Source organism: Streptomyces xantholiticus (genome assembly GCF_014651015.1).
GTDB classification, from domain to species: domain Bacteria; phylum Actinomycetota; class Actinomycetes; order Streptomycetales; family Streptomycetaceae; genus Streptomyces; species Streptomyces xantholiticus.
This window is the reverse complement of the sequence record NZ_BMWB01000015.1, coordinates 47,398-65,549: the sequence shown is the minus strand read 5'-3', so window position 1 is coordinate 65,549 and position 18,152 is coordinate 47,398. Positions and strand designations below refer to the sequence as shown.

Here is an 18,152-nt window from a genome sequence, read left to right as displayed (position 1 = left end):
GGCATGGGCAGCTCCCCGTATGCAGACGCAGCAGACTCCATGCCGACGCCGTCCACCCCCGCAGGCCGTGACGGCCTCGCGGCACTCCTCGAACGGCCCGGCAGAGCCGTGATCGCCCTCGACTTCGACGGCACACTCGCCGAGATCGTTCCCGACCCCGAGCAGGCGCGTGCCCACGAGCGCGCCGTGCCCGCGCTCGCCGCCCTCGCGCCGAAGGTCGCCTCCGTCGCGGTGATCACCGGCCGCCCCGCCGGCGTCGCCGTCCGCTACGGCGGCTTCGCCGGTGTCGCGGGCCTCGACCACCTCGTGGTCCTCGGTCACTACGGCGCGGAACGCTGGGACGCGGTCACCGGCTCCGTACGGGCACCGGCCCCCGACCCGGGGGTCGCGGCCGCGCGCGCCGAACTCCCCGGATTCCTCGACGGCATCGGCGCCTGGCACGGCACCTGGATCGAGGAGAAGGGCCGTGCCGTCGCGGTGCACACCCGCCGCGCCGAGGACCCTCAGGCCGCCTTCGACGCCCTGCGCGAGCCTCTTGCCGCGCTCGCCTCCCGGCACGGCCTGATCCTGGAGCCGGGGCGCATGGTCCTCGAGCTCCGCCCGCCGGGCATGGACAAGGGTGTCGCGCTGTCCGAGTACGTACGGGAGGTCGGCGCCGAGGCCGTGCTGTACGCGGGGGACGACCTGGGCGACCTCGCCGCGTACGCCGCCGTCGACAAGCTCCGCTCCGACGGTGTGCCCGGGCTGCTGCTGTGCAGCGGCAGCGAGGTCACCGAACTCGCCGAGCGCGCCGACCTGTTGCTTCCCGGGCCCGCGCAGGTGGCGGACTTCCTGGCCGCCCTCGCGCGGCGCCTCTAGGCACCGTCGCGCAGAGCGTCCAGCTGGTCGAGGAACCACTGCCGCGGCGGCAGCGCGGTCGCTGCCGCCGCCAGGCGCTTGGAACGCTCGGCGCGCTCGTCGGCCGACATCGTCAGCGCCTCGTGCAGCGCGGCGGCGGTGCCGCTGACGTCGAACGGGTTGACCGTGACGGCGTCCTCGCCGAGCTCCTCGTGGGCGCCCGCCTCCCTCGACAGCACCAGGGCGCAGCCGAGATCGGTGACGACGGGGACCTCCTTGGCGACCAGGTTCATGCCGTCGCGGATCGGGTTGACCAGAGCCACGTCGGCCATCCGGTACGCGGCCAGGGAACGGGCGAAGTCGTCCTTGACGTGCACGACGACCGGCGACCAGGTGTCCGTGCCGTACTGCGCGTTGATCTCGTCGGAGAGCCGGTGGACCTCCGCCGTGTAGTCGCGGTAGACCGCGAGATCCTGGCGCGAGGGGTAGGCGAGCGCGATGTGCACGACCCGTTCACGCCACTCGGGGCGCTCTTCCAGCAGCTCCCGGTAGGCCAGCAGGCCGCGCACGATGTTCTTGGACAGCTCGGTGCGGTCGACACGGACGATCGTCCGCCGGCCCTCGCCCGCCTGGGCGCGCAGGGTGGCCATGCGCTCCTCGACGTCGGGCCGAGCGGCGCGCTCGCGCAGGAAGTCGGCGTCGGCACCGAGCCCGTGCACCCCGAGCCGGGTCCGGTGGCGGCCCCGGCCCTCGATCCGGAACTCGAAGGCCGGCTCGTTGTCCTTCGGCCACAGGGACGTCCCGTCGTACGGGGCCAGCACGGTGGTGGCGCAGCTCTGGAACGCCCGCAGCCAGCGCTTGGTCAGAAAACCGAGGCGGTCCGCGCCGAGCATGCCGAGCAGCAGCTCCTCCGCGACGTCGCCCGGCAGCATCGCGAAGTACTCGGGGGGCGCCCACGGGGTGTGCGAGAAGTGCCCGATCCGCAGGTCCGGGCGGAGCTCGCGGAGCATCCCCGGTACCAGCGCCAGGTGGTAGTCCTGCACCAGCACCGCCGCGTCGTCGGCGGCCTCGTCGGCGAGCGCCTCCGCGAACGCCCGGTTGTAGAGCCGGTACGCGCCCCACTGCCTGCGGAACTCCTGCCCGAAGACGGGCTCCAGCGGCGTCTGGTAGAGCATGTGGTGGACGAACCACAGCACCGAGTTGGCGATGCCGTTGTACGCGTCGGCGTGGACGGCCGCGCCGATGTCGAGCATCCGTACGCCGGGCTCGCCGACGCCGCGCCGCAGGGCCTCACGGTCACCGTCGTCCAGTGCCGCGCACACCCAGAGCGACCGGGCGTTCGAGCCGATGGCCGACAGGCCGGAGACGAGTCCCCCACCACCGCGGCGGGCTTCGAGCTCTCCGTCCTCGTTCAGCGCGTACGAGACTGGGCCGCGGTTGGACGCGACGAGGATCTGGGCTGCGTCGGAGACCATGTGCCGAAACCTAGCCCGTACCGCGGGCCCTCAAACGTTGCTTCCGGTCCTCGGCGGGAAGCCGCCCCCTCCCCGAAACGGGGCGCCCCCGGCCCCTCCCGGTTTCGGGGCTGTTGCCCCCGGGCCCACGGTGACGGCCTCGCGCCGCGGGCCCCGGGGCCTGCGCCCCGACGCCGGCGGGGGAGCCGTCCCCTCCTCGTCCCTTCCTGAAACCGGGGCCCCCCGCCCCCACCCGGAAACCGGGCGCACGCCCGGGCCCGGCCCGGAGCGACTGGCCGGCGCCTGCGCCCCGGCCCCGCGCCTCCGGCTCCGGCCGGTCCGGGCGCGTGGTGCGTCCCGCAGCCGCCGGGCCGTAGGGGTTCAGGGCACCGAGTGGAGCGGGGTGGTGGTGGGTCCCGGGCGGAGCCCCGGTTCGGGCAGGGCCGGGAGGGGAACAGGCCGGAGAGCGTCAGGGGCCGCGGTGGCGGCCGCGGGTGGCGGCCAGGGCGACGAGTCCCGCTGCCGTCAGGCTGAGAGCGATACCGCCCAGGAGCCACAGTTGTTCCGCCGTGCTGCCGGTGGGGGCCATTTCCACCTGCTGTTCAGACACCACGAGAAATCTGATGAGTCCCATAAGTGGGAAATTTAGACAAAATGACCGACAGATTCGGCTTATGCCGCGCGACGCGCCGCATACTCACCGATCTCGAGCATCGGCGGCCGCTCCTCCGTGTCCACCCGGTAGGTCCGCGGGGCGAATCCGTTCTCGACCCGGTCGAACTGGGTGATCGACGGGCGTACCAAGTGCGGCCGGGACAGCCGCAGTTGAGCCGTGCGATAGATCGTCGCGGCCATTCTGCCGAGCGCCTGCCCGTCCTGGTGGCGGTGCTTGCGGGTGCCGACGTCGACCTGGGCGAGCGCGTCGAGGCCCACCAGGTTCAGCGAGTCGACCAGCAGGCCCAGCTCCACGCCGTAGCCGACGGGGAACGGCAGTCGTTCCAGGAGCGAGCGGCGCGCCGCGTACTCGCCGCCGAGGGGCTGGACGAAGCCGGCGAGCTGCGGCCAGTGCAGATTCAGCAGCGGCCGTGCCACCAGCTCGGTCACCCGGCCTCCCTGGGCCGGGGTCCCGTCGGGGCCGGGCTCGGCCCCGCCTCCGAGGGGGCGGTCGTACATCGCTTTGACGAACTGGACCTCCGGCTCCGTCAGCAGTGGACCGACGATGCCGGCGACGAAGTCGGGCGAGAAGTCGCGCAGGTCCGCGTCGCAGAAGCAGACGATGTCGCCGCCCGTCACCATCAGTGACCGCCACAGCACCTCGCCCTTGCCGGCCACGGCCGGCAGCTCGGGCAGGATCGCGTCGCGGTGCACCACCGTCGCCCCCGCGGCCGCGGCGACCTCGGACGTGCGGTCGCTCGAGGCCGAGTCGATCACGAGCAGTTCGTCGACGAGTGGAACGTTCTCCATCAGCTCGCGGCGGATGATCGTCACGATGTCGCCGACCGTGGCTTCCTCGTTCAGCGCGGGAAGCACGACGCTGACCGTCGTACCCTGGCTGACCTTGGCGGATATCAGTCGGTCGAGGGAGCGGTCGGACGCGGACCAGGAGCGCCGGCTCAGCCAGCGGGCCACCTCATCGAGCACTTCGCGTCTCCCTAGGCAGTCGACAAACAGTCGGGCGTGTGATCCATCTCGCGGTTCGGACGACTATCTCAACCGTCCGGGGCTTCGGTTACAGTCTTGAACAACGCGAACGACCCTCGCATCTCGGGGGGTCCAAGCACACAAACGCCCGGACCGCACGTCCGGAGCCATACCGCTCATCCAGAGGGGCAGAGGGAACGGCCCGTTGAAGCCCCGGCAACCCTCCCGCCGACCGCGAGGTCACGGTGGGGAAGGTGCCAATTCCGGCTCGTGGCGAAGTGCGTCACGAGGAAGATGAGGAGAAAGGGCCTCGCCACCATGGCTGCGCAGACCGTCGCAAGCACGAGCACCTCCGCCACCACCACCCCCGTGGACCTCGGACCCGCCGCCGCTCTTTCCTGCCGCGAATGCGGGCAGCGTTTCGAGCTCGGCCCCATCTTCGCCTGTGCCGAGTGTTTCGGGCCGCTCGAAGTCGCCTACGACCTGCCGAGCGGCAGCCCCGAAGAGCTGCGGAAGCGGATCGAGGCCGGTCCGGCCAACATCTGGCGCTACGCCCCGCTGCTGCCCGTCCCCGCCGACGTGGCCGACAAGCCGAACCTGAACCCGGGCTGGACCAAGCTCGTCAAGGCCGACAACCTCGCCCGTGAACTGGGTGTGACCGGCAGCCTGTTCATCAAGGACGACTCCGGCAACCCGACGCACTCCTTCAAGGACCGTGTCGTCGCCCAGGCCCTCGAGGCCGCCCGCGCCTTCGGCTACACCACGCTGTCCTGCTCCTCCACCGGCAACCTCGCGGGCGCGGTCGGCGCCGCCGCCGCGCGGGCCGGCCTGCGCTCCTGCGTGTTCATCCCGCACGACCTGGAGCAGGGCAAGGTCGTCATGGCCGCGGTGTACGGCGGGGAGCTCGTCGGCATCGAGGGCAACTACGACGACGTGAACCGCTTCTGCTCCGAGCTCATCGGGGACCCGCTGGGCGAGGGCTGGGGCTTCGTCAACGTCAACCTCCGCCCCTACTACGCGGAGGGCTCCAAGACCCTGGCGTACGAGATCTGCGAGCAGCTCGGCTGGCAGCTGCCCGACCAGCTCGTCGTCCCGATCGCCTCGGGCTCGCAGCTCACGAAGATCGACAAGGGTCTGCAGGAGCTGATCAAGCTCGGGCTCGTCGAGGACAAGCCGTACAAGATCTTCGGCGCCCAGGCGGAGGGCTGCTCCCCGGTGTCGACCGCCTTCAAGGCCGGGCACGACGTGGTGCGGCCCCAGAAGCCGAACACCATCGCCAAGTCGCTGGCCATCGGCAACCCGGCCGACGGCCCGTACGTGCTGGACATCGCACGCCGCACCGGCGGCGCGGTGGAGGACGTGAACGACGAGCAGGTCGTCGACGCGATCAAGCTGCTGGCCCGCACCGAGGGCATCTTCGCCGAGACGGCGGGTGGCGTGACGGTGGGTGTGACGAAGAAGCTGATCGAGGCGGGTGTGCTCGACCCGGCGCTCACCACCGTCGTCCTCAACACCGGCGACGGTCTCAAGACCCTCGACGCGGTCGCGGATACCTCTCAGGCGACCGCCGTCATCCGCCCGAGCCTGGATGCGTTCCGCGCCGCCGGCCTGGCCGGCTGAGACCGCTGAGACCTCAAGACAAGGAAGGCTGCACCATGAGCGTCAACGTCCGCATCCCCACCATCCTCCGTACGTACACGGGCGGTCGGGCCGAGGTGACGGCGGAGGGTGCGACCCTCGCCGAGGTCATCGCGGACCTGGAGAAGAACCACACCGGCATCGCGGCCCGTGTCCTGGACGACCAGGGCAAGCTGCGCCGGTTCGTCAACGTGTACGTGAACGACGACGACGTCCGGTTCGAGCAGGGCCTGGAGACGGCCACGCCGGAGGGTGCGGGCGTGTCGATCATCCCCGCGGTCGCCGGCGGCTGATCCCACCCCCAAGGACTTACCCACAGTTACTCGAATTGCCCCCTCCGCAAGAGAAGCGGAGGGGGCAATTCTGCATGGTTGAGCGCGGTAGAGTCTGGGAAGCCCCCTCCGCCGGCCGCTCTGGAATGCCTTCGAGTTCCGTAAGAATGCGGCCAAACTGCGTGATCGAATTGCCACTTAGGCGCCATTTGCCGGGCCCGAATTGCCCCGGAATTCCGTGGAATCGTATGGATCGGTCGTTCGGTCCTGCCCAGATTTCTCGTCCGATTGACCTGTTGCAGAGGGCAGTTGGGCAGATACATTCAGCCGCGGTCGACGCGTTCCGGCGCACACCCCTCCTGTCGGGGTGAGGTCTGACCCGGGTCCGCGAAGTGCGGTCCTGTGCAAGGGCCAGTAATAGGGGAGTTAGGCATGGCTCAGGGCACCGTCAAGTGGTTCAACGCGGAGAAGGGGTACGGCTTCATCGCGGTCGACGGTGGTGCGGATGTTTTCGTCCACTACAGCGCCATCCAGATGGACGGATACCGCACCCTTGAAGAGGGTCAGCGGGTCGAATTCGAGATCTCGCAGGGCCAGAAGGGTCCGCAGGCGGACATGGTCAAGCTCGCCGTCTGATCCAACTGATCCAGGCGCGATCGGCCACCGACGCACTCACACACGAGGGGCTCGCATCCCGTTCACCGGGACGCGGGCCCCTCGCGCGTGTCCGGGCGGCACGGGGACCCGCCTGAGGTGCCCCCGCCCTCCTGTCGTCCGACCCCAGCCCCTCGAGGACGCTTCCTCGAAGCCGCTTGCACTCTCAGGGGTCGAGTGCTAATCATTGGCGTTAGCACTCTCCCAGTGAGAGTGACAGAACTTGGATCGGGTCGGTGAGGCCCGCGGGCCGGGTGGGGCAAGGAACCACATGGCGCGCAGGCCGTCCGTCGCGGGCGCCGGATGCGATCCGAAGCAATCCACCCCAGTCCGGGAGGACCACTTCACATGGCCAAGATCATCGCGTTCGACGAGGAGGCACGGCGCGGTCTCGAGCGCGGGATGAACCAGCTCGCCGACGCCGTCAAGGTCACCCTTGGCCCCAAGGGTCGCAACGTCGTCCTCGAGAAGAAGTGGGGCGCCCCCACGATCACCAACGATGGTGTTTCCATCGCCAAGGAGATCGAGCTCGAGGACCCGTACGAGAAGATCGGCGCCGAGCTGGTCAAGGAAGTCGCCAAGAAGACGGACGACGTCGCCGGTGACGGTACGACCACCGCGACCGTTCTCGCCCAGGCGCTCGTCCGCGAGGGCCTGCGCAACGTGGCGGCCGGCGCCAACCCGATGGCCCTGAAGCGCGGCATCGAGCGTGCCGTCGAGGCCGTCTCCGGCGCCCTGCTCGAGCAGGCCAAGGATGTGGAGACCAAGGAGCAGATCGCCTCCACCGCCTCCATCTCCGCCGCCGACACCCAGATCGGCGAGCTCATCGCCGAGGCCATGGACAAGGTCGGTAAGGAAGGCGTCATCACCGTCGAGGAGTCCCAGACCTTCGGTCTGGAGCTGGAGCTCACCGAGGGTATGCGCTTCGACAAGGGCTACATCTCGGCGTACTTCGCCACCGACATGGAGCGTATGGAGGCGTCCCTGGACGACCCGTACATCCTGATCGTCAACTCCAAGGTCGGCAACGTGAAGGACCTCCTTCCGCTGCTGGAGAAGGTCATGCAGTCGGGCAAGCCGCTGCTGATCATCGCCGAGGACGTCGAGGGCGAGGCCCTGTCCACGCTCGTCGTCAACAAGATCCGCGGCACCTTCAAGTCCGTTGCCGTCAAGGCCCCGGGCTTCGGCGACCGCCGCAAGGCCATGCTGAACGACATCGCCATCCTCACGGGCGGCACGGTCATCTCCGAGGAGGTCGGCCTCAAGCTCGAGAACGCCGGCCTGGACCTGCTGGGCCGCGCCCGCAAGGTCGTCATCACCAAGGACGAGACCACGATCGTCGACGGTGCCGGTGAAAGCGACCAGGTTGCCGGTCGCGTCAACCAGATCCGTGCCGAGATCGAGAACAGCGACTCGGACTACGACCGCGAGAAGCTCCAGGAGCGCCTCGCGAAGCTGGCCGGCGGCGTGGCCGTCATCAAGGCCGGTGCCGCGACCGAGGTCGAGCTCAAGGAGCGCAAGCACCGCATCGAGGACGCCGTCCGCAACGCGAAGGCGGCCGTCGAGGAGGGCATCGTCGCCGGTGGTGGCGTGGCCCTGCTCCAGGCCTCCTCTGTCTTCGAGAAGCTCGAGCTCCAGGGCGACGAGGCGACCGGCGCCAACGCCGTGAAGCTCGCGCTCGAGGCCCCGCTCAAGCAGATCGCCGTCAACGGTGGTCTCGAGGGTGGCGTCATCGTCGAGAAGGTGCGCAACCTGCCCGTCGGCCACGGCCTGAACGCCGCGACCGGTGAGTACGTCGACATGATCGCCGAGGGCATCATCGACCCCGCCAAGGTGACCCGCTCTGCCCTGCAGAACGCGGCCTCCATCGCGGCGCTGTTCCTCACCACCGAGGCCGTCATCGCCGACAAGCCGGAGAAGGCGTCCGCGCCGGCCGGCGGCGGCATGCCGGGCGGTGACATGGACTTCTGATCGACCCGGTCGATCAACCGTCCTGACCGAGGGCGGCACCCCACTCCCAGGGGTGCCGCCCTCGGGCGCGTTCGGGCACGGCCCTGCCTCCTCGGACCGGTGGCTGTGACGCGGGTCACCCGGCCCGGTCATGCGAAGTCCGACCCTGCCTGCCAAGCCCGTCCTCTGCCCGGCACCAAGCTGCCAGCGCCCTGGCCCGGTTCACGTCGCGGCAGCGAGGATTCTGCCGATCGTTTGACCACTCCATTCAGAGAGAAAGGACGTGAACCATGACGAAGAAGGCGTTCTACGAGACTCCGGAGTTCGTTTCCGCCGGCTCCTTCCGCGGTGCCACCGGCTTCCTGGTGTTCTTCGGCAACGACGGTACCGGCCGCGGCTGGCTCTGACGGCACCCGGAGGAATCCGCGATGACCAGCCACGGCGCACCGCATTTCTTTGCGCTTCCCGACCGCGAGGAAGCGGGCGCCGTGGCCCGTCGCCTCCATGGCGCGGCACCCGGTCTGCGGGTGCTCCACCATCCCTCCGGCCGCCCCTGGATCATCGGTGAATGGGCCGACGAGGACATCGCCGTCGCCAGGGCCGGTACGGACGCCGTCGCGCTGATCGGCATGCTGCCGAAGCGGACGGGCGAGCTGTCCCGTCGGGCCGGCCGGCTGCACGGCAGGGCCGCACGGCTCGAGGGCCTGTCCTCGGCGATCCCCGGCAGCTTCCATGTCGTGGGCAGCGTCGGCGGCGCCCTGTACGTACAAGGCACCGCCTACGGCATGCGGCGGGTGCACCACGCCGTCGTGGACGGCTGCCCCGTGGCCGGTGACCGTGCCGTGGCGTTGGCAGACGTGGCCGGTGCCGAGGTCGACCTCACTTCCGTGGCGCTGCGGCTGCCCGAACCGCTGGCCGTCCAGCTGCCCCCGCGCCCCATGTGGCGCGGCGTGACGGACGTGGCGCCCGGTGCGTATCTGCTCGCCCCCGCCGACGGCGCCCCGCCCCGGCACGTCCTCTGGCACAGCCCGCCCGTCCCCGAGCGTACGAAGGCACAGGGCGCCGCGGACGTACGCGAGGCGCTGGCCGCAGCCGTCGCCGTACGGACGGCACGGGACGGCCTGCTGAGCGCGGACCTGTCCGGCGGACTGGACTCCACCTCGCTGTGCGCCATCGCGGCCGGACAGCTCGGCCCGGGTGAACTGATCGTCGGCGGCATTCCCGGCGACGAGTCGGTCAACGACGACGCGCACTACGCCCGTCTCGCCTCCGCGTCCTGGCCGCACGTCGAACACATGGAACTGACACCGGAACAGACACCGCTGTTCTACCAGGGCATCCTCGACGACGGCTGCCGCACCGACATCCCCGCGGGCGTCGCCATGAGCCGCGACCGTGCCACCGCGGTGATCTCCGTGATGGCGCGGCGCGGCTCCCGGCTGCACATGACCGGGCACGGCGGCGACCACCTCTTCTTCCAGTCCGGCGCCTACTGCCACGACCTGATCGCCCGCCGCCCCCTGCTGGCATTCCAGCGGATCCGCGGCTACCGCACGCTCTACGGATGGCGCTGGCGCCCCGTGCTGCGCCAACTCGCCGACCGGCGCTCCTACCGCCGGGCGGTGGCCGCCACCGATCTGACCGCTCCCGGCGACCTCGGCTTCAGCACCCCCCAACTGGCCTACGTCGCCCCGCCGGTGGTCCAGTCCTGGCTCACCCCCGAGTGCCGCGAACTGGTGGCCGCCGGGCTGCGGGAGGCCGCCCGCCACGCCGAGCCCTACGCACCCACACTCGGCCGCCACCGGGAACTGTCCGCCCTGTACTCCGGGACACAGGAGTGCGCGGCGATCGCCGAAGCCGGACGCCGTGCGGGGGTGCCCGTCACCATGCCCTACTTCGACGACGCGGTGGTCGACGCCGCGCTGTCGGTACGCCCCGAGGAGCGGGCCGACCCCTGGCAGTACAAGCCGGTGCTCAAGGAGGCGGTACGCGGCATCCTCCCCGAGCAGTGCCGGGCCCGCACCACCAAGTTCGAAGGCACCGTCGACGCGGTCGGCGGGCTCTACCGGCACCGCGACAAGATCCGCGCCCTGTGGGAGGACAGCGCCCTGGCCAAGGCCGGGCTCATCGACGCCGGCGCGCTCGCCCGGCTGACCGAGAGGCCCGGCACGCCCGACCTCAAGAACGGCGCCGTCGACTCCACCATCATCTGCGAAGCATGGCTGCGCGCAGTCGCCTGACGTGCCCGGCCGGAAGGAAGGAATGCGATGAAGCTGCGCAACCGCCCGTACCTGACCGTCACGGAGACCGAATACGGTGCGGTGCTGCTGGACACCAAGACCGGTGAGTACTGGCAGATGAACCCCAGCGCCGCCACGGCCGCCCAGGCACTGCTGGACGGCGGCGACGCCGATGACGCCGTGCGACGCGTCACCGACCACTTCGAGGTGGACACGGAGCGCGCCGCGAACGACGTGCGGGCCCTGATCGAGGCCATGTGGTCGGCCGGGGTGGTGCAGGAGTGAGCATCACCGTCGCCCTGGACAGAGACCGGGCCAGAAGGCCGCTGAAGCTACGGCTTCTCACCCGGCTGGCGATCTGTGCCGCCCGGTTGCTGGTCCTCCTCAAACCCCACCTGCTGACACGGGTGCTGACCCGGCTCAGCCGGAACGCCGCCGCCGCGGACAGCGCACAGGCGAACGCCGCCCGGGACTCGGTCCTGGCCGCCGGCCTCAGCCTCAACGGCCTGCGCTCCTGCCTGCCGCGCTCGGTATCCATCGCCCTGCTCTGCCGCCTCCAGGGTGTGTGGCCCACCTGGTGCGTCGGCGTGCGGGCGGCACCGCCGTTCGCCGCGCACGCATGGGTGGAGGTGGACGGTGAACTGATCGGGGAACGGGGCCGCTCCGACAGCCTCGCCCGCCTGATCACCGTGGCGCCGGCGAAGGGACGTACACCGGGCAGGAGTTGACGGGAACTCGGCAATGGGGCGCCGGCCCGAAGGGCCGAGGGGGGCGGGCCCCCACCCTGAAGAGACCTGCCCTGCCCCATGGGGGGCGAGCGCCCGTTCCGCGAGGGTCGTGACATGACGATTCCTCGCAGGCCCGGCGGTCGCCACCCCATCTCAGGCGCCGCGGCCCTCACCCTGCCCCTTTTCGCGACCACCCCTCCTCGTCCCCGCGGCACCGGCCGCAGAGGCGGCGACCCCGCGCCCGCATTCCGCCGTCCGTCGGGGGCCGTGCCCCGGCAGCGGGCTCGATCCGCGGCAGGAATGCGGCACTGTCCCGGTCCCGTTGGACCATGCCCGCCCTGGGGGCGCTCAGGATGCGTGCGTCGGCGACCGCGCCCGGATGGTGACCGTCGACGGGGTGGGCCACGGCGCCTACCGGGCGCACGGGGTACGGCGACGCGACCGTGACCCGATTCCTGCTCACGGGAGACCCCCGAGAAGGACCGCTACTGCGCCTCCTGACCCGCCGGTGCGGGGGCCGGCCGCGGTCGGCCCAGGGCGCCGGCCACCAGCAGGTAGGGCAGGCCCAGCAACGCGAAGACAGCGCCGTGCGACGCGTGCGGGGACAGCGCCGCGTAGGCGCCGTACGCCAGCAGGGAGGCGATGTTGGTGCCCAGGCCGGTCAGTGAGGTGATCGTCGCGCGGCTCGGGCCGTTGATCGCCGCCTGGAGGCGTACGTCGGCCAACACGTCCGCGAGCTGGAACACCCCGAACGCGGCGCCGAGCAGCACGAATCCGGCGAGCGTGCCGGACAGCGCGCCCGCGGCGAGAGCGACGGCGGCCACCGCGACCAGCGTGGCCGCCGTACGGTCGGTGAGCCGTTCGCCCGGCCCCACCAGCAGCGAGCCGAGTGTCACGCCCACCCACACCACCAGCACCAGCAGCGGTACGGTCTGCGTCGCGACGCCCGTGGACGCGGCCAGCAGCGGTACGTACTCGTCCAGGACGCCCCACACAGACGTGATCACGACGGCGAGGACCATGGCGCGGCGGACGGGCCTGCTGCCGCGTACCTCGTCAAGGCCGTCCCGCAACGTCGCGATGCAGCCGGGTCGTCGGGCCTTCCCGTGGTGGCCGGTGGCGCGGTGCTCGGGGAGCGTCGCGCCGACCGCCGCGCAGAGCAGGCACGCGGCGATGCTTCCGCCCCAGACCAGCGTCTCGCCGCCGAAGGCGAGCGCGGGCGCGGCGGCGGCGGTCGCCGTGGCGGTCGCGGCCATGCTGACGGCCGCCGCCCGGCCCATGACCCGCCCGTACCGGTCGGCCGCGCCGAGCCGTTCGAGCTCGTCGTGCACGAGGGCCTCCATGGAACCGGAGCGCAGCGATCCGCCGATCGCCCAGAGCGTGAAGCCCCCGGCATAGGCCGCGTACGAGGGAGTGAGGGCCCAGAGGGCGAATCCGCCGGCGGTCAGCACCGGTCCGATCACCATCAGCGCCTTGCGCGACACGACGTCCGCCCACACACCGGACGGCACCTCGACCAGCAGGCCGACGACGCACCAAATGGCGAACAGGGACGAGATCTCGGCGGTGGTCAGGCCGTGCTCGGCGAAGAGCAGGGCGTAGAGGGGATAGAGGAGGACGAAGTCCTCAAGTCCCGCGTAGGCGTAGAGCTTTCGCTCAAGACTGCGGACGCCGGAAGTGCGGGGGCCGAGCGGGCACGACGAAACGGTGAGCATGCGTGTGGTCCTTCTGCGGAACGGACGGGGGACGCCGGGTGCTCACCCGCGCGGCGGCCCTCGACAGCCCGTTCCCGGACCTGAGGCGGTGGATCAATGTCGTCGTCGGCTCATGCGGCCGAGTCTACGCCTGGGAGCAGTCCTTGAGCTTCTCCGTTTCGAGGGCGATGTCCGGTGGCGTACTGGCCGTAGGGCGTGGCAGTCGGCCATGGGATCGCCTCTGGATCGATCTCGTTGGTCGGGCCCGCAGGTGTGGGTAGCACATGGCGGGTTGTTCGTTCATCGGAACGCCAGAGCAGGATGACGCTGCGTGGCAACCCGATCGCGTGGTGTCAACCCGGTGGGGCTCGGGTGGGTTGAAACGGGACGCCCCCCAACATCGCTGTGAAGAGAGCTCGAATCCCGGAACTCGAGCTGAGGGAAATACGGCGACGTCGTCCCGGCCGCGCTCGAGACCGGCGACGAAGGCCGACCGGGCGCCATATGGGCTGCGACGCCCGGCGGTTCGCATTCCTGGAATGATCGTCGTACCACTCCAGGAAGGACGCAGGCGTGACATTCGGGGGACAGAATCCGTACCGGCGGAACGGGCAGCCGCAGCCGGGCCCGGGCCCGCATCCGGGCCCGCCGCCGTACCGTCCGTACGGTCCGCCTCCGTCGCTGTGGCAGCGGTTCCGGGACGACGAATGGCCGCCATTGCGGGAGTTGCTCGCCGAGGTGCGAAGGGTGCCCGGCTGCCTCTTGGCGCTCGGTATGTGCTGTGTGTGGCCCGCGCTGGCCGTCCTGGTGGGGTATCCGCTGGCAAGGTCGGCTCGTCGGCAGGCGCGTCGGCGGTTCCCCGTGAACAGCATCCGCCAGTACCACGACCCCGAGGTGTGGCGTGCGCAGAAGACACGGGCCTGGGTCGCGCTGGGCGCGTCCTTCCTGATCCTGGCCGCCTACGGCACGGAGGCGGACTGGAACGAGGTGCAGGAGCAGTACTTCATCCGGCTGGTGATCACCCCGTGGCTGCTGATGCTCACCGTGCCTCTTGTGCTGCTGGTCCTGTTCCGGCTCGCGCCGCCGTCGGCGCGGCCGGGGATGCGGGCCCGGCTGCGGCCCGCGGTCCGCTCGGTGCTCTGGTACTTCGGGGCGTTCACGTCGGTGCCGGTGCTGTACACGGGTGTGATGCTCCTCAGCGAGAGCTATGCGAACAGCCGCCTCAGCCCCCTGATCACGCTCGCGTTGCTGCTTCCGGCGCTGTGGGTGCTGTTCTTCGTGGTGTTCGCCTCCACCACCGTCGTCCGCACCGCGTTCAGCACGGCCGACGTGCACGCGGCGCTCCCGGCCCTGCTCACCGGCGTCCTGGTGTGGGAGCTCGCGGCCATCAATCTGGCCACGGCCGGGATGCCGCCGGGTCCGCCGATCGTCCAGGTGTGTGCGGTCGTCGGCGGCCCGGCGTCGGTCACCGCCATCGCGTGGTGGGAGCTCACCCGGCTGCGCACGCGGTACGGGGTGACCCTGCGCGGCTGAGTCAGAGGCCGCGCCAGAGCTGGGAGGCGTCGGACGTGTTGCAGCCGCTCGTGATCACGTTCGTGTCGGACATGGCCAGGCACCGGTCGGTGGAGGCGTTCTTGAGGGTGCTGCCGGCGGATGTCGTGGAGCCGATGCGCCAGAGCTGGTCCGAGGAACCGCTGCAGGAATCGAGGGACATGACGAAGTTGTTGGTGTCCGCCGCCAGGCATCTGCCCGAGCCGCTGACGAGGCGGAAGGTGCCGCCGGAGCCGGAGAGGTTCCAGTCGTAGTTGATCTGCCCGCCGTTGGACGACGGAGCGCCGCAAGTAGACGGTGCGGCCTGGACGAGGCCGCCGTTGATGTGCTCTGCCAGGCACTTGCCGTTGGCGGAGTTCGTGAGGCGCTGGTTGCCCTGCGGGGTGTCCGGTTCCGGGGGCTTCGGGGCCTGGCCGCCACCCGGGGTGTTGGTGCCGCCCCCCGAGCCGCCGGAGTCGCCGCCGGGGTCCGTGCCGCCGGTTGCGTCCGAACCTCCGCCGCCGCCTTGGGCAGGGCCGGGGGCCGGGACGCCCGGAGCCGGGCCGGCCGTGGTCGTGCCGGGGCTCGGGGAGCCCGAGGGGGAGAGGGAGGCGTTCGGGGACGGGGTGTTCGAGGGGGAGGCCGGCGGTGAGCCGGTGGGCGTCGGTGGGGCCGAGTTCGCACCGGGGCCCTTGGCCTCGGGGGTCGACTCGAACGGGGCGAGGGCCAGGGTCAGCGTCGTGCCGACGCCCACCACGATCGGGATGACGATGACCAGGGGGACGCGGATGCGGCGTTTCTTCTTCGCCCCTGTGGTGGCGGGAGGCGACTCGGGCTCCGCCTTACGGGGCTCCTCCTCCGGCTCCTCCGGTTCTTCCGGCTCTGCCGCGACCGTCGGCGGGGTCGCGGCGAACGCCACCCGCTCGGCGATCCGTTCGGCGACGGGTGAGGGCCACTCCCATGTCGCTTCTGCCTCGGCCGTCGTCCGTTCGTCGGCGAGGTCGAGCAGTTCCCCGGCCGTCGGCCGGTCCGCCGGGCTTTTGGCCAGACAGGACTTGACGACGTCGAACAGTTCCGGGTCCGTGTCCGGCAGGGTCCCGACGTCGGGTTCGGTGTGGACGATGCGGTAGAGCAGGCCCGGCCCGGAGCCGTCGCCGAACGGAGGACGGCCGTTCGCCGCGTACAGCATCAGACTGCCGAGCGCGAAGACGTCGGCCGCTCCCGTGAGCCGGCGTTCGGCCACGGCCTGTTCCGGGGCCATGTACGCGGGGGTGCCGATGACCATGCCGGTCCTCGTCAGCCTGGACTGGTCCGCCGCCCGGGCGACGCCGAAGTCGATCAGGGTGAGGCTGTCGGTGGTCAGCATGACGTTCGACGGCTTGAGATCCCGGTGCACCATGCCGGTCGCGTGGACACGCCGCAGCCCGGATGCCGCTTCGCGCAGCAGCAGCCAGAGCGCGTTGCCGGTCAGCGGTCCGCCGTTCACGCGCACGGCGTCGTTCAGGGTGATGCCGGGGATGTACTCGGTGGCGAACCACGGCGGTTGGGCGGTGCGGTCGCCGGCCAGCAGCGCTGCGCTGGCACCGGCGGGGAGTCTGGCCAGGTTGTCGAGCTCGTGCCCGAAGTGGCGCAGGAAGTCCCTGTCCTCTGCGAGGATGGGCAGCACCTGCTTGACCGCGGCGTAGCGTCCCGAGGCCGTCCCGAGGTAGACGCGGCCCATCCCGCCGGCTCCGAGTACCCCGAGCAGAGTGAAGGCGCCGATCCGTCGCGGGTCGCCCGGCTCACGGGGCGTGGCCCCGCTGCCGCTCAAACTGGAGTTTTCTTCTAATTCCCTGCTCACATCCGCAGGTTAGCGGAGACGGTACGGCTTCAGTAGGCTTCGATCAACTCCGGGCAACTTCCGTCAACTTGGGCCCACCTACTCCCGGGTGAAGGTGCCGAGTCCCGTCTCGTCGAGGCTCTCGACGCGGACCTTCGACGCCTTGCCGCCCGAGTCGACGGTGAACATGACGCCGGAGCGGCCGACCGCGTTCTCGCCCACGGTGACGAAGCTGAACGTGTTCCCGTCGTAGTGGGTCAGGGGGAAACGCAGCGGCTTCGGGCCGAGTTCCATGGTCAGCCCGCCGTTCGTGGCGGTGACCCTGAGCGCGCCGTAGTAGTCGTTGCGGTAGGTGCCCGTGTAGGTGTCGACGGGCTGTGCGTCGGCGGCGCCGGACGGCTGCCTGGCGTAGTCGGTGGGGGAGCGGGCCTCCTGCTCCTCCTGCTCGTAGACCTGGCCGATCCTGGTGAGCCAGTCGCCGGTCGGCTTCCCGTACTGGGCCGTGTCGTAGAAATTGAACGCGATGGAGTCCGCGAGGCCCACCGGCTCCCCGTTGGTGAGGACGACGATGCCCAGCTGTTCCGCGGGCAGCATGGTGACATTGGTGTTGGCGCCGAGGCCGAACGCGCCGGAGTGGCTGAGACGGAGCCGGCCCTGGTCGTCGTAGCCGACGTTCCAGCCGAGGCCGTAGAAGCCGGTGCGGTCCGCCGGGCCGGCCGGGGGCTGGGCGACGGACTCGGGCCAGTGGGTGCGGGTGAGCGGGCCGGCGGGGACGATCCGCTCGTCGCCGAGCCTGCCGTTCGCCAGTTGCAGGCGCATCCAGGTGGCCATGTCCTCGGCCGTGGAGCTGACGCCGCCCGCGGGGGACTGGGCGTCGGCGTCCCGTACGTACTTGGCCTGCCAGGCGTCGCCCTCCTTGACGTGGGTGACCGCCTTGTTGCCCGCCTTCTCGTAGTCGTCGAAGCGAGAACTGGTGGAGTTCATGCCCGCCGGTGCGTACAAGGTGTCTTCGGCCAGCTTCTCCCAACTGGTGTTCTTGGCCTCGGCCACGGCCATGGCGGCCGCGGTGAGACCGAAGTTGGTGTACGCGTACGAGGCACGGAACGGCGCCAAGGGCAGGTGGCGCAGGTGGGAGAGGATGTAGTCGCGGTCGTAGCCGAGGTCCTCCAGCAGGTCGCCGCCGTGGTCGGGCAGGCCGCTGCGGTGCGAGAACAGGTCGGCCACGGTGACGTGCTCGGTCACCCACGGGTCCTTCAGCGCGAAGCCCGGGACATGCTTCGCCACCGGATCGTCCCAGCCGATCGCCTTGTCGCCGACGGCGCCTGCGACCACGGTCGACGCCAGCGGCTTGGACAGAGAGGCGAGTTGGAACACCGTGTCAGGTGACACGGGACCCGGCTTGCCGGTCTCCCGTTCCCCGAAGCCCTTGGTGTGCACGACCCGGTCCTTGTGGACGACGGCGACGGCGACGCCCGGGACGCCGGTCTTCTCCATGCCGTCGCGGACGATGCCGTCGAGCTTGGCGACGGCGTCGTTCACCTGCTTGTCGGTGAGCTGGGGCGGTGGCGGTGGTGGGGGCTCTGCGGCGCCGGCGGCTGTGGCGCCGGTCGCCACGAGGACGGAGGCCAGGAGCGTCACTGCGGGAGCCCTGCGTCGGCGGTGGCCCACACGTCGCTGGAGAACCATGCTTCTCAT

The 18,152-nt window shown here is 70.8% G+C and carries 16 protein-coding genes and 1 riboswitch; of the genes, 10 read left to right on the top strand and 6 right to left on the bottom strand.

Annotated elements, in window-relative coordinates:
- Positions 1-3 precede the first annotated feature (3 nt).
- Positions 4-858, top strand: coding sequence for a trehalose-phosphatase (otsB, locus tag IE198_RS21530; protein WP_189889061.1), 855 nt, complete (start codon positions 4-6; stop codon positions 856-858).
- Here otsB and IE198_RS21525 read toward each other — a convergent pair.
- The 3 genes from IE198_RS21525 to IE198_RS21515 all read right to left on the bottom strand — a co-directional run bounded on the left by IE198_RS21525 (position 855) and on the right by IE198_RS21515 (position 3,932).
- Positions 855-2,312, bottom strand: a complete 1,458-nt coding sequence (locus IE198_RS21525) for an alpha,alpha-trehalose-phosphate synthase (UDP-forming) (protein WP_189889059.1) — start codon at positions 2,310-2,312, stop codon at positions 855-857. The genes otsB and IE198_RS21525 overlap by 4 nt on opposite strands.
- Before the next feature lie 448 nt (positions 2,313-2,760).
- Positions 2,761-2,901, bottom strand: a complete 141-nt coding sequence (locus tag IE198_RS21520) for a hypothetical protein (RefSeq protein WP_189889057.1) — start codon at positions 2,899-2,901, stop codon at positions 2,761-2,763.
- A 62-nt stretch (positions 2,902-2,963) separates the two neighbouring features.
- Entirely contained in the window at positions 2,964-3,932 is a 969-nt protein-coding gene (locus IE198_RS21515) for a glucosyl-3-phosphoglycerate synthase (protein WP_189889055.1), read from the bottom strand.
- A 173-nt stretch (positions 3,933-4,105) separates the two neighbouring features.
- Positions 4,106-4,233: riboswitch (SAM riboswitch) on the top strand.
- A 17-nt stretch (positions 4,234-4,250) separates the two neighbouring features.
- Here IE198_RS21515 and thrC point away from each other — a divergent pair.
- The 8 genes from thrC (at position 4,251) to IE198_RS21480 (ending at position 11,414) form a co-directional block, all read left to right on the top strand.
- Positions 4,251-5,552 (top strand): threonine synthase, encoded by a 1,302-nt coding sequence (gene thrC, locus IE198_RS21510; RefSeq protein ID WP_189889054.1) that lies wholly within the window; start codon positions 4,251-4,253, stop codon positions 5,550-5,552.
- A 35-nt stretch (positions 5,553-5,587) separates the two neighbouring features.
- Positions 5,588-5,863 (top strand): MoaD/ThiS family protein, encoded by a 276-nt coding sequence (locus IE198_RS21505; RefSeq protein ID WP_189889052.1) that lies wholly within the window; start codon positions 5,588-5,590, stop codon positions 5,861-5,863.
- A gap of 411 nt (positions 5,864-6,274) precedes the next feature.
- On the top strand, positions 6,275-6,478 hold the full coding sequence (locus IE198_RS21500) for a cold-shock protein (protein ID WP_005315736.1): 204 nt from the start codon (positions 6,275-6,277) through the stop codon (positions 6,476-6,478).
- 366 nt (positions 6,479-6,844) lie between these two features.
- Positions 6,845-8,467 carry a chaperonin GroEL gene (groL, locus tag IE198_RS21495; protein WP_189889050.1) on the top strand — a complete coding sequence of 541 codons (1,623 nt, stop codon included), beginning with the start codon at positions 6,845-6,847 and terminating at the stop codon, positions 8,465-8,467.
- 269 nt (positions 8,468-8,736) lie between these two features.
- Entirely contained in the window at positions 8,737-8,853 is a 117-nt protein-coding gene (locus tag IE198_RS35435) for a keywimysin-related RiPP (protein WP_229834189.1), read from the top strand.
- Positions 8,854-8,874: 21 nt separating this feature from the next.
- A complete protein-coding gene (locus IE198_RS21490; protein WP_189889048.1) occupies positions 8,875-10,686 on the top strand; it encodes an asparagine synthase-related protein in 1,812 nt (603 codons plus the stop codon).
- A gap of 27 nt (positions 10,687-10,713) precedes the next feature.
- Positions 10,714-10,971 carry a lasso peptide biosynthesis PqqD family chaperone gene (locus tag IE198_RS21485; RefSeq protein WP_189889046.1) on the top strand — a complete coding sequence of 86 codons (258 nt, stop codon included), beginning with the start codon at positions 10,714-10,716 and terminating at the stop codon, positions 10,969-10,971.
- Positions 10,968-11,414, top strand: a complete 447-nt coding sequence (locus IE198_RS21480; protein ID WP_229834188.1) for a lasso peptide biosynthesis B2 protein — start codon at positions 10,968-10,970, stop codon at positions 11,412-11,414. Before IE198_RS21485 ends, IE198_RS21480 begins: the two co-directional genes overlap by 4 nt.
- Before the next feature lie 485 nt (positions 11,415-11,899).
- Here the strand turns inward: IE198_RS21480 and IE198_RS21475 are convergent, their stop codons facing one another.
- The gene (locus tag IE198_RS21475) at positions 11,900-13,129 is read right to left on the bottom strand and encodes an MFS transporter (RefSeq protein ID WP_189889044.1); all 1,230 of its coding nucleotides are present in this window, start codon (positions 13,127-13,129) and stop codon (positions 11,900-11,902) included.
- An 840-nt stretch (positions 13,130-13,969) separates the two neighbouring features.
- Between IE198_RS21475 and IE198_RS21470 the strand changes: the two genes are divergently transcribed.
- Positions 13,970-14,641 carry a hypothetical protein gene (locus IE198_RS21470; RefSeq protein ID WP_229834185.1) on the top strand — a complete coding sequence of 224 codons (672 nt, stop codon included), beginning with the start codon at positions 13,970-13,972 and terminating at the stop codon, positions 14,639-14,641.
- Between the two features lies 1 nt (position 14,642).
- On the opposite strand, the gene IE198_RS21465 is transcribed toward IE198_RS21470, so the two are convergent.
- Positions 14,643-16,448, bottom strand: a complete 1,806-nt coding sequence (locus IE198_RS21465) for a serine/threonine-protein kinase (RefSeq protein WP_229834184.1) — start codon at positions 16,446-16,448, stop codon at positions 14,643-14,645.
- Positions 16,449-16,556: 108 nt separating this feature from the next.
- Positions 16,557-18,143, bottom strand: a complete 1,587-nt coding sequence (locus IE198_RS21460) for a serine hydrolase (protein WP_189889038.1) — start codon at positions 18,141-18,143, stop codon at positions 16,557-16,559.
- Between the last annotated feature and the right edge of the window lie 9 nt (positions 18,144-18,152).

Coding starts and splice junctions, on each gene's coding strand:
- otsB (WP_189889061.1), top strand. CDS start 4: ATGGGCAGCTCCCCGTATGCAGACGCAGCAGACTCCATGCCGACGCCG.
- IE198_RS21525 (WP_189889059.1), bottom strand. CDS start 2,312: ATGGTCTCCGACGCAGCCCAGATCCTCGTCGCGTCCAACCGCGGCCCA.
- thrC (WP_189889054.1), top strand. CDS start 4,251: ATGGCTGCGCAGACCGTCGCAAGCACGAGCACCTCCGCCACCACCACC.
- IE198_RS21505 (WP_189889052.1), top strand. CDS start 5,588: ATGAGCGTCAACGTCCGCATCCCCACCATCCTCCGTACGTACACGGGC.
- IE198_RS21500 (WP_005315736.1), top strand. CDS start 6,275: ATGGCTCAGGGCACCGTCAAGTGGTTCAACGCGGAGAAGGGGTACGGC.
- groL (WP_189889050.1), top strand. CDS start 6,845: ATGGCCAAGATCATCGCGTTCGACGAGGAGGCACGGCGCGGTCTCGAG.
- IE198_RS35435 (WP_229834189.1), top strand. CDS start 8,737: ATGACGAAGAAGGCGTTCTACGAGACTCCGGAGTTCGTTTCCGCCGGC.
- IE198_RS21490 (WP_189889048.1), top strand. CDS start 8,875: ATGACCAGCCACGGCGCACCGCATTTCTTTGCGCTTCCCGACCGCGAG.
- IE198_RS21485 (WP_189889046.1), top strand. CDS start 10,714: ATGAAGCTGCGCAACCGCCCGTACCTGACCGTCACGGAGACCGAATAC.
- IE198_RS21475 (WP_189889044.1), bottom strand. CDS start 13,129: ATGCTCACCGTTTCGTCGTGCCCGCTCGGCCCCCGCACTTCCGGCGTC.
- IE198_RS21460 (WP_189889038.1), bottom strand. CDS start 18,143: ATGGTTCTCCAGCGACGTGTGGGCCACCGCCGACGCAGGGCTCCCGCA.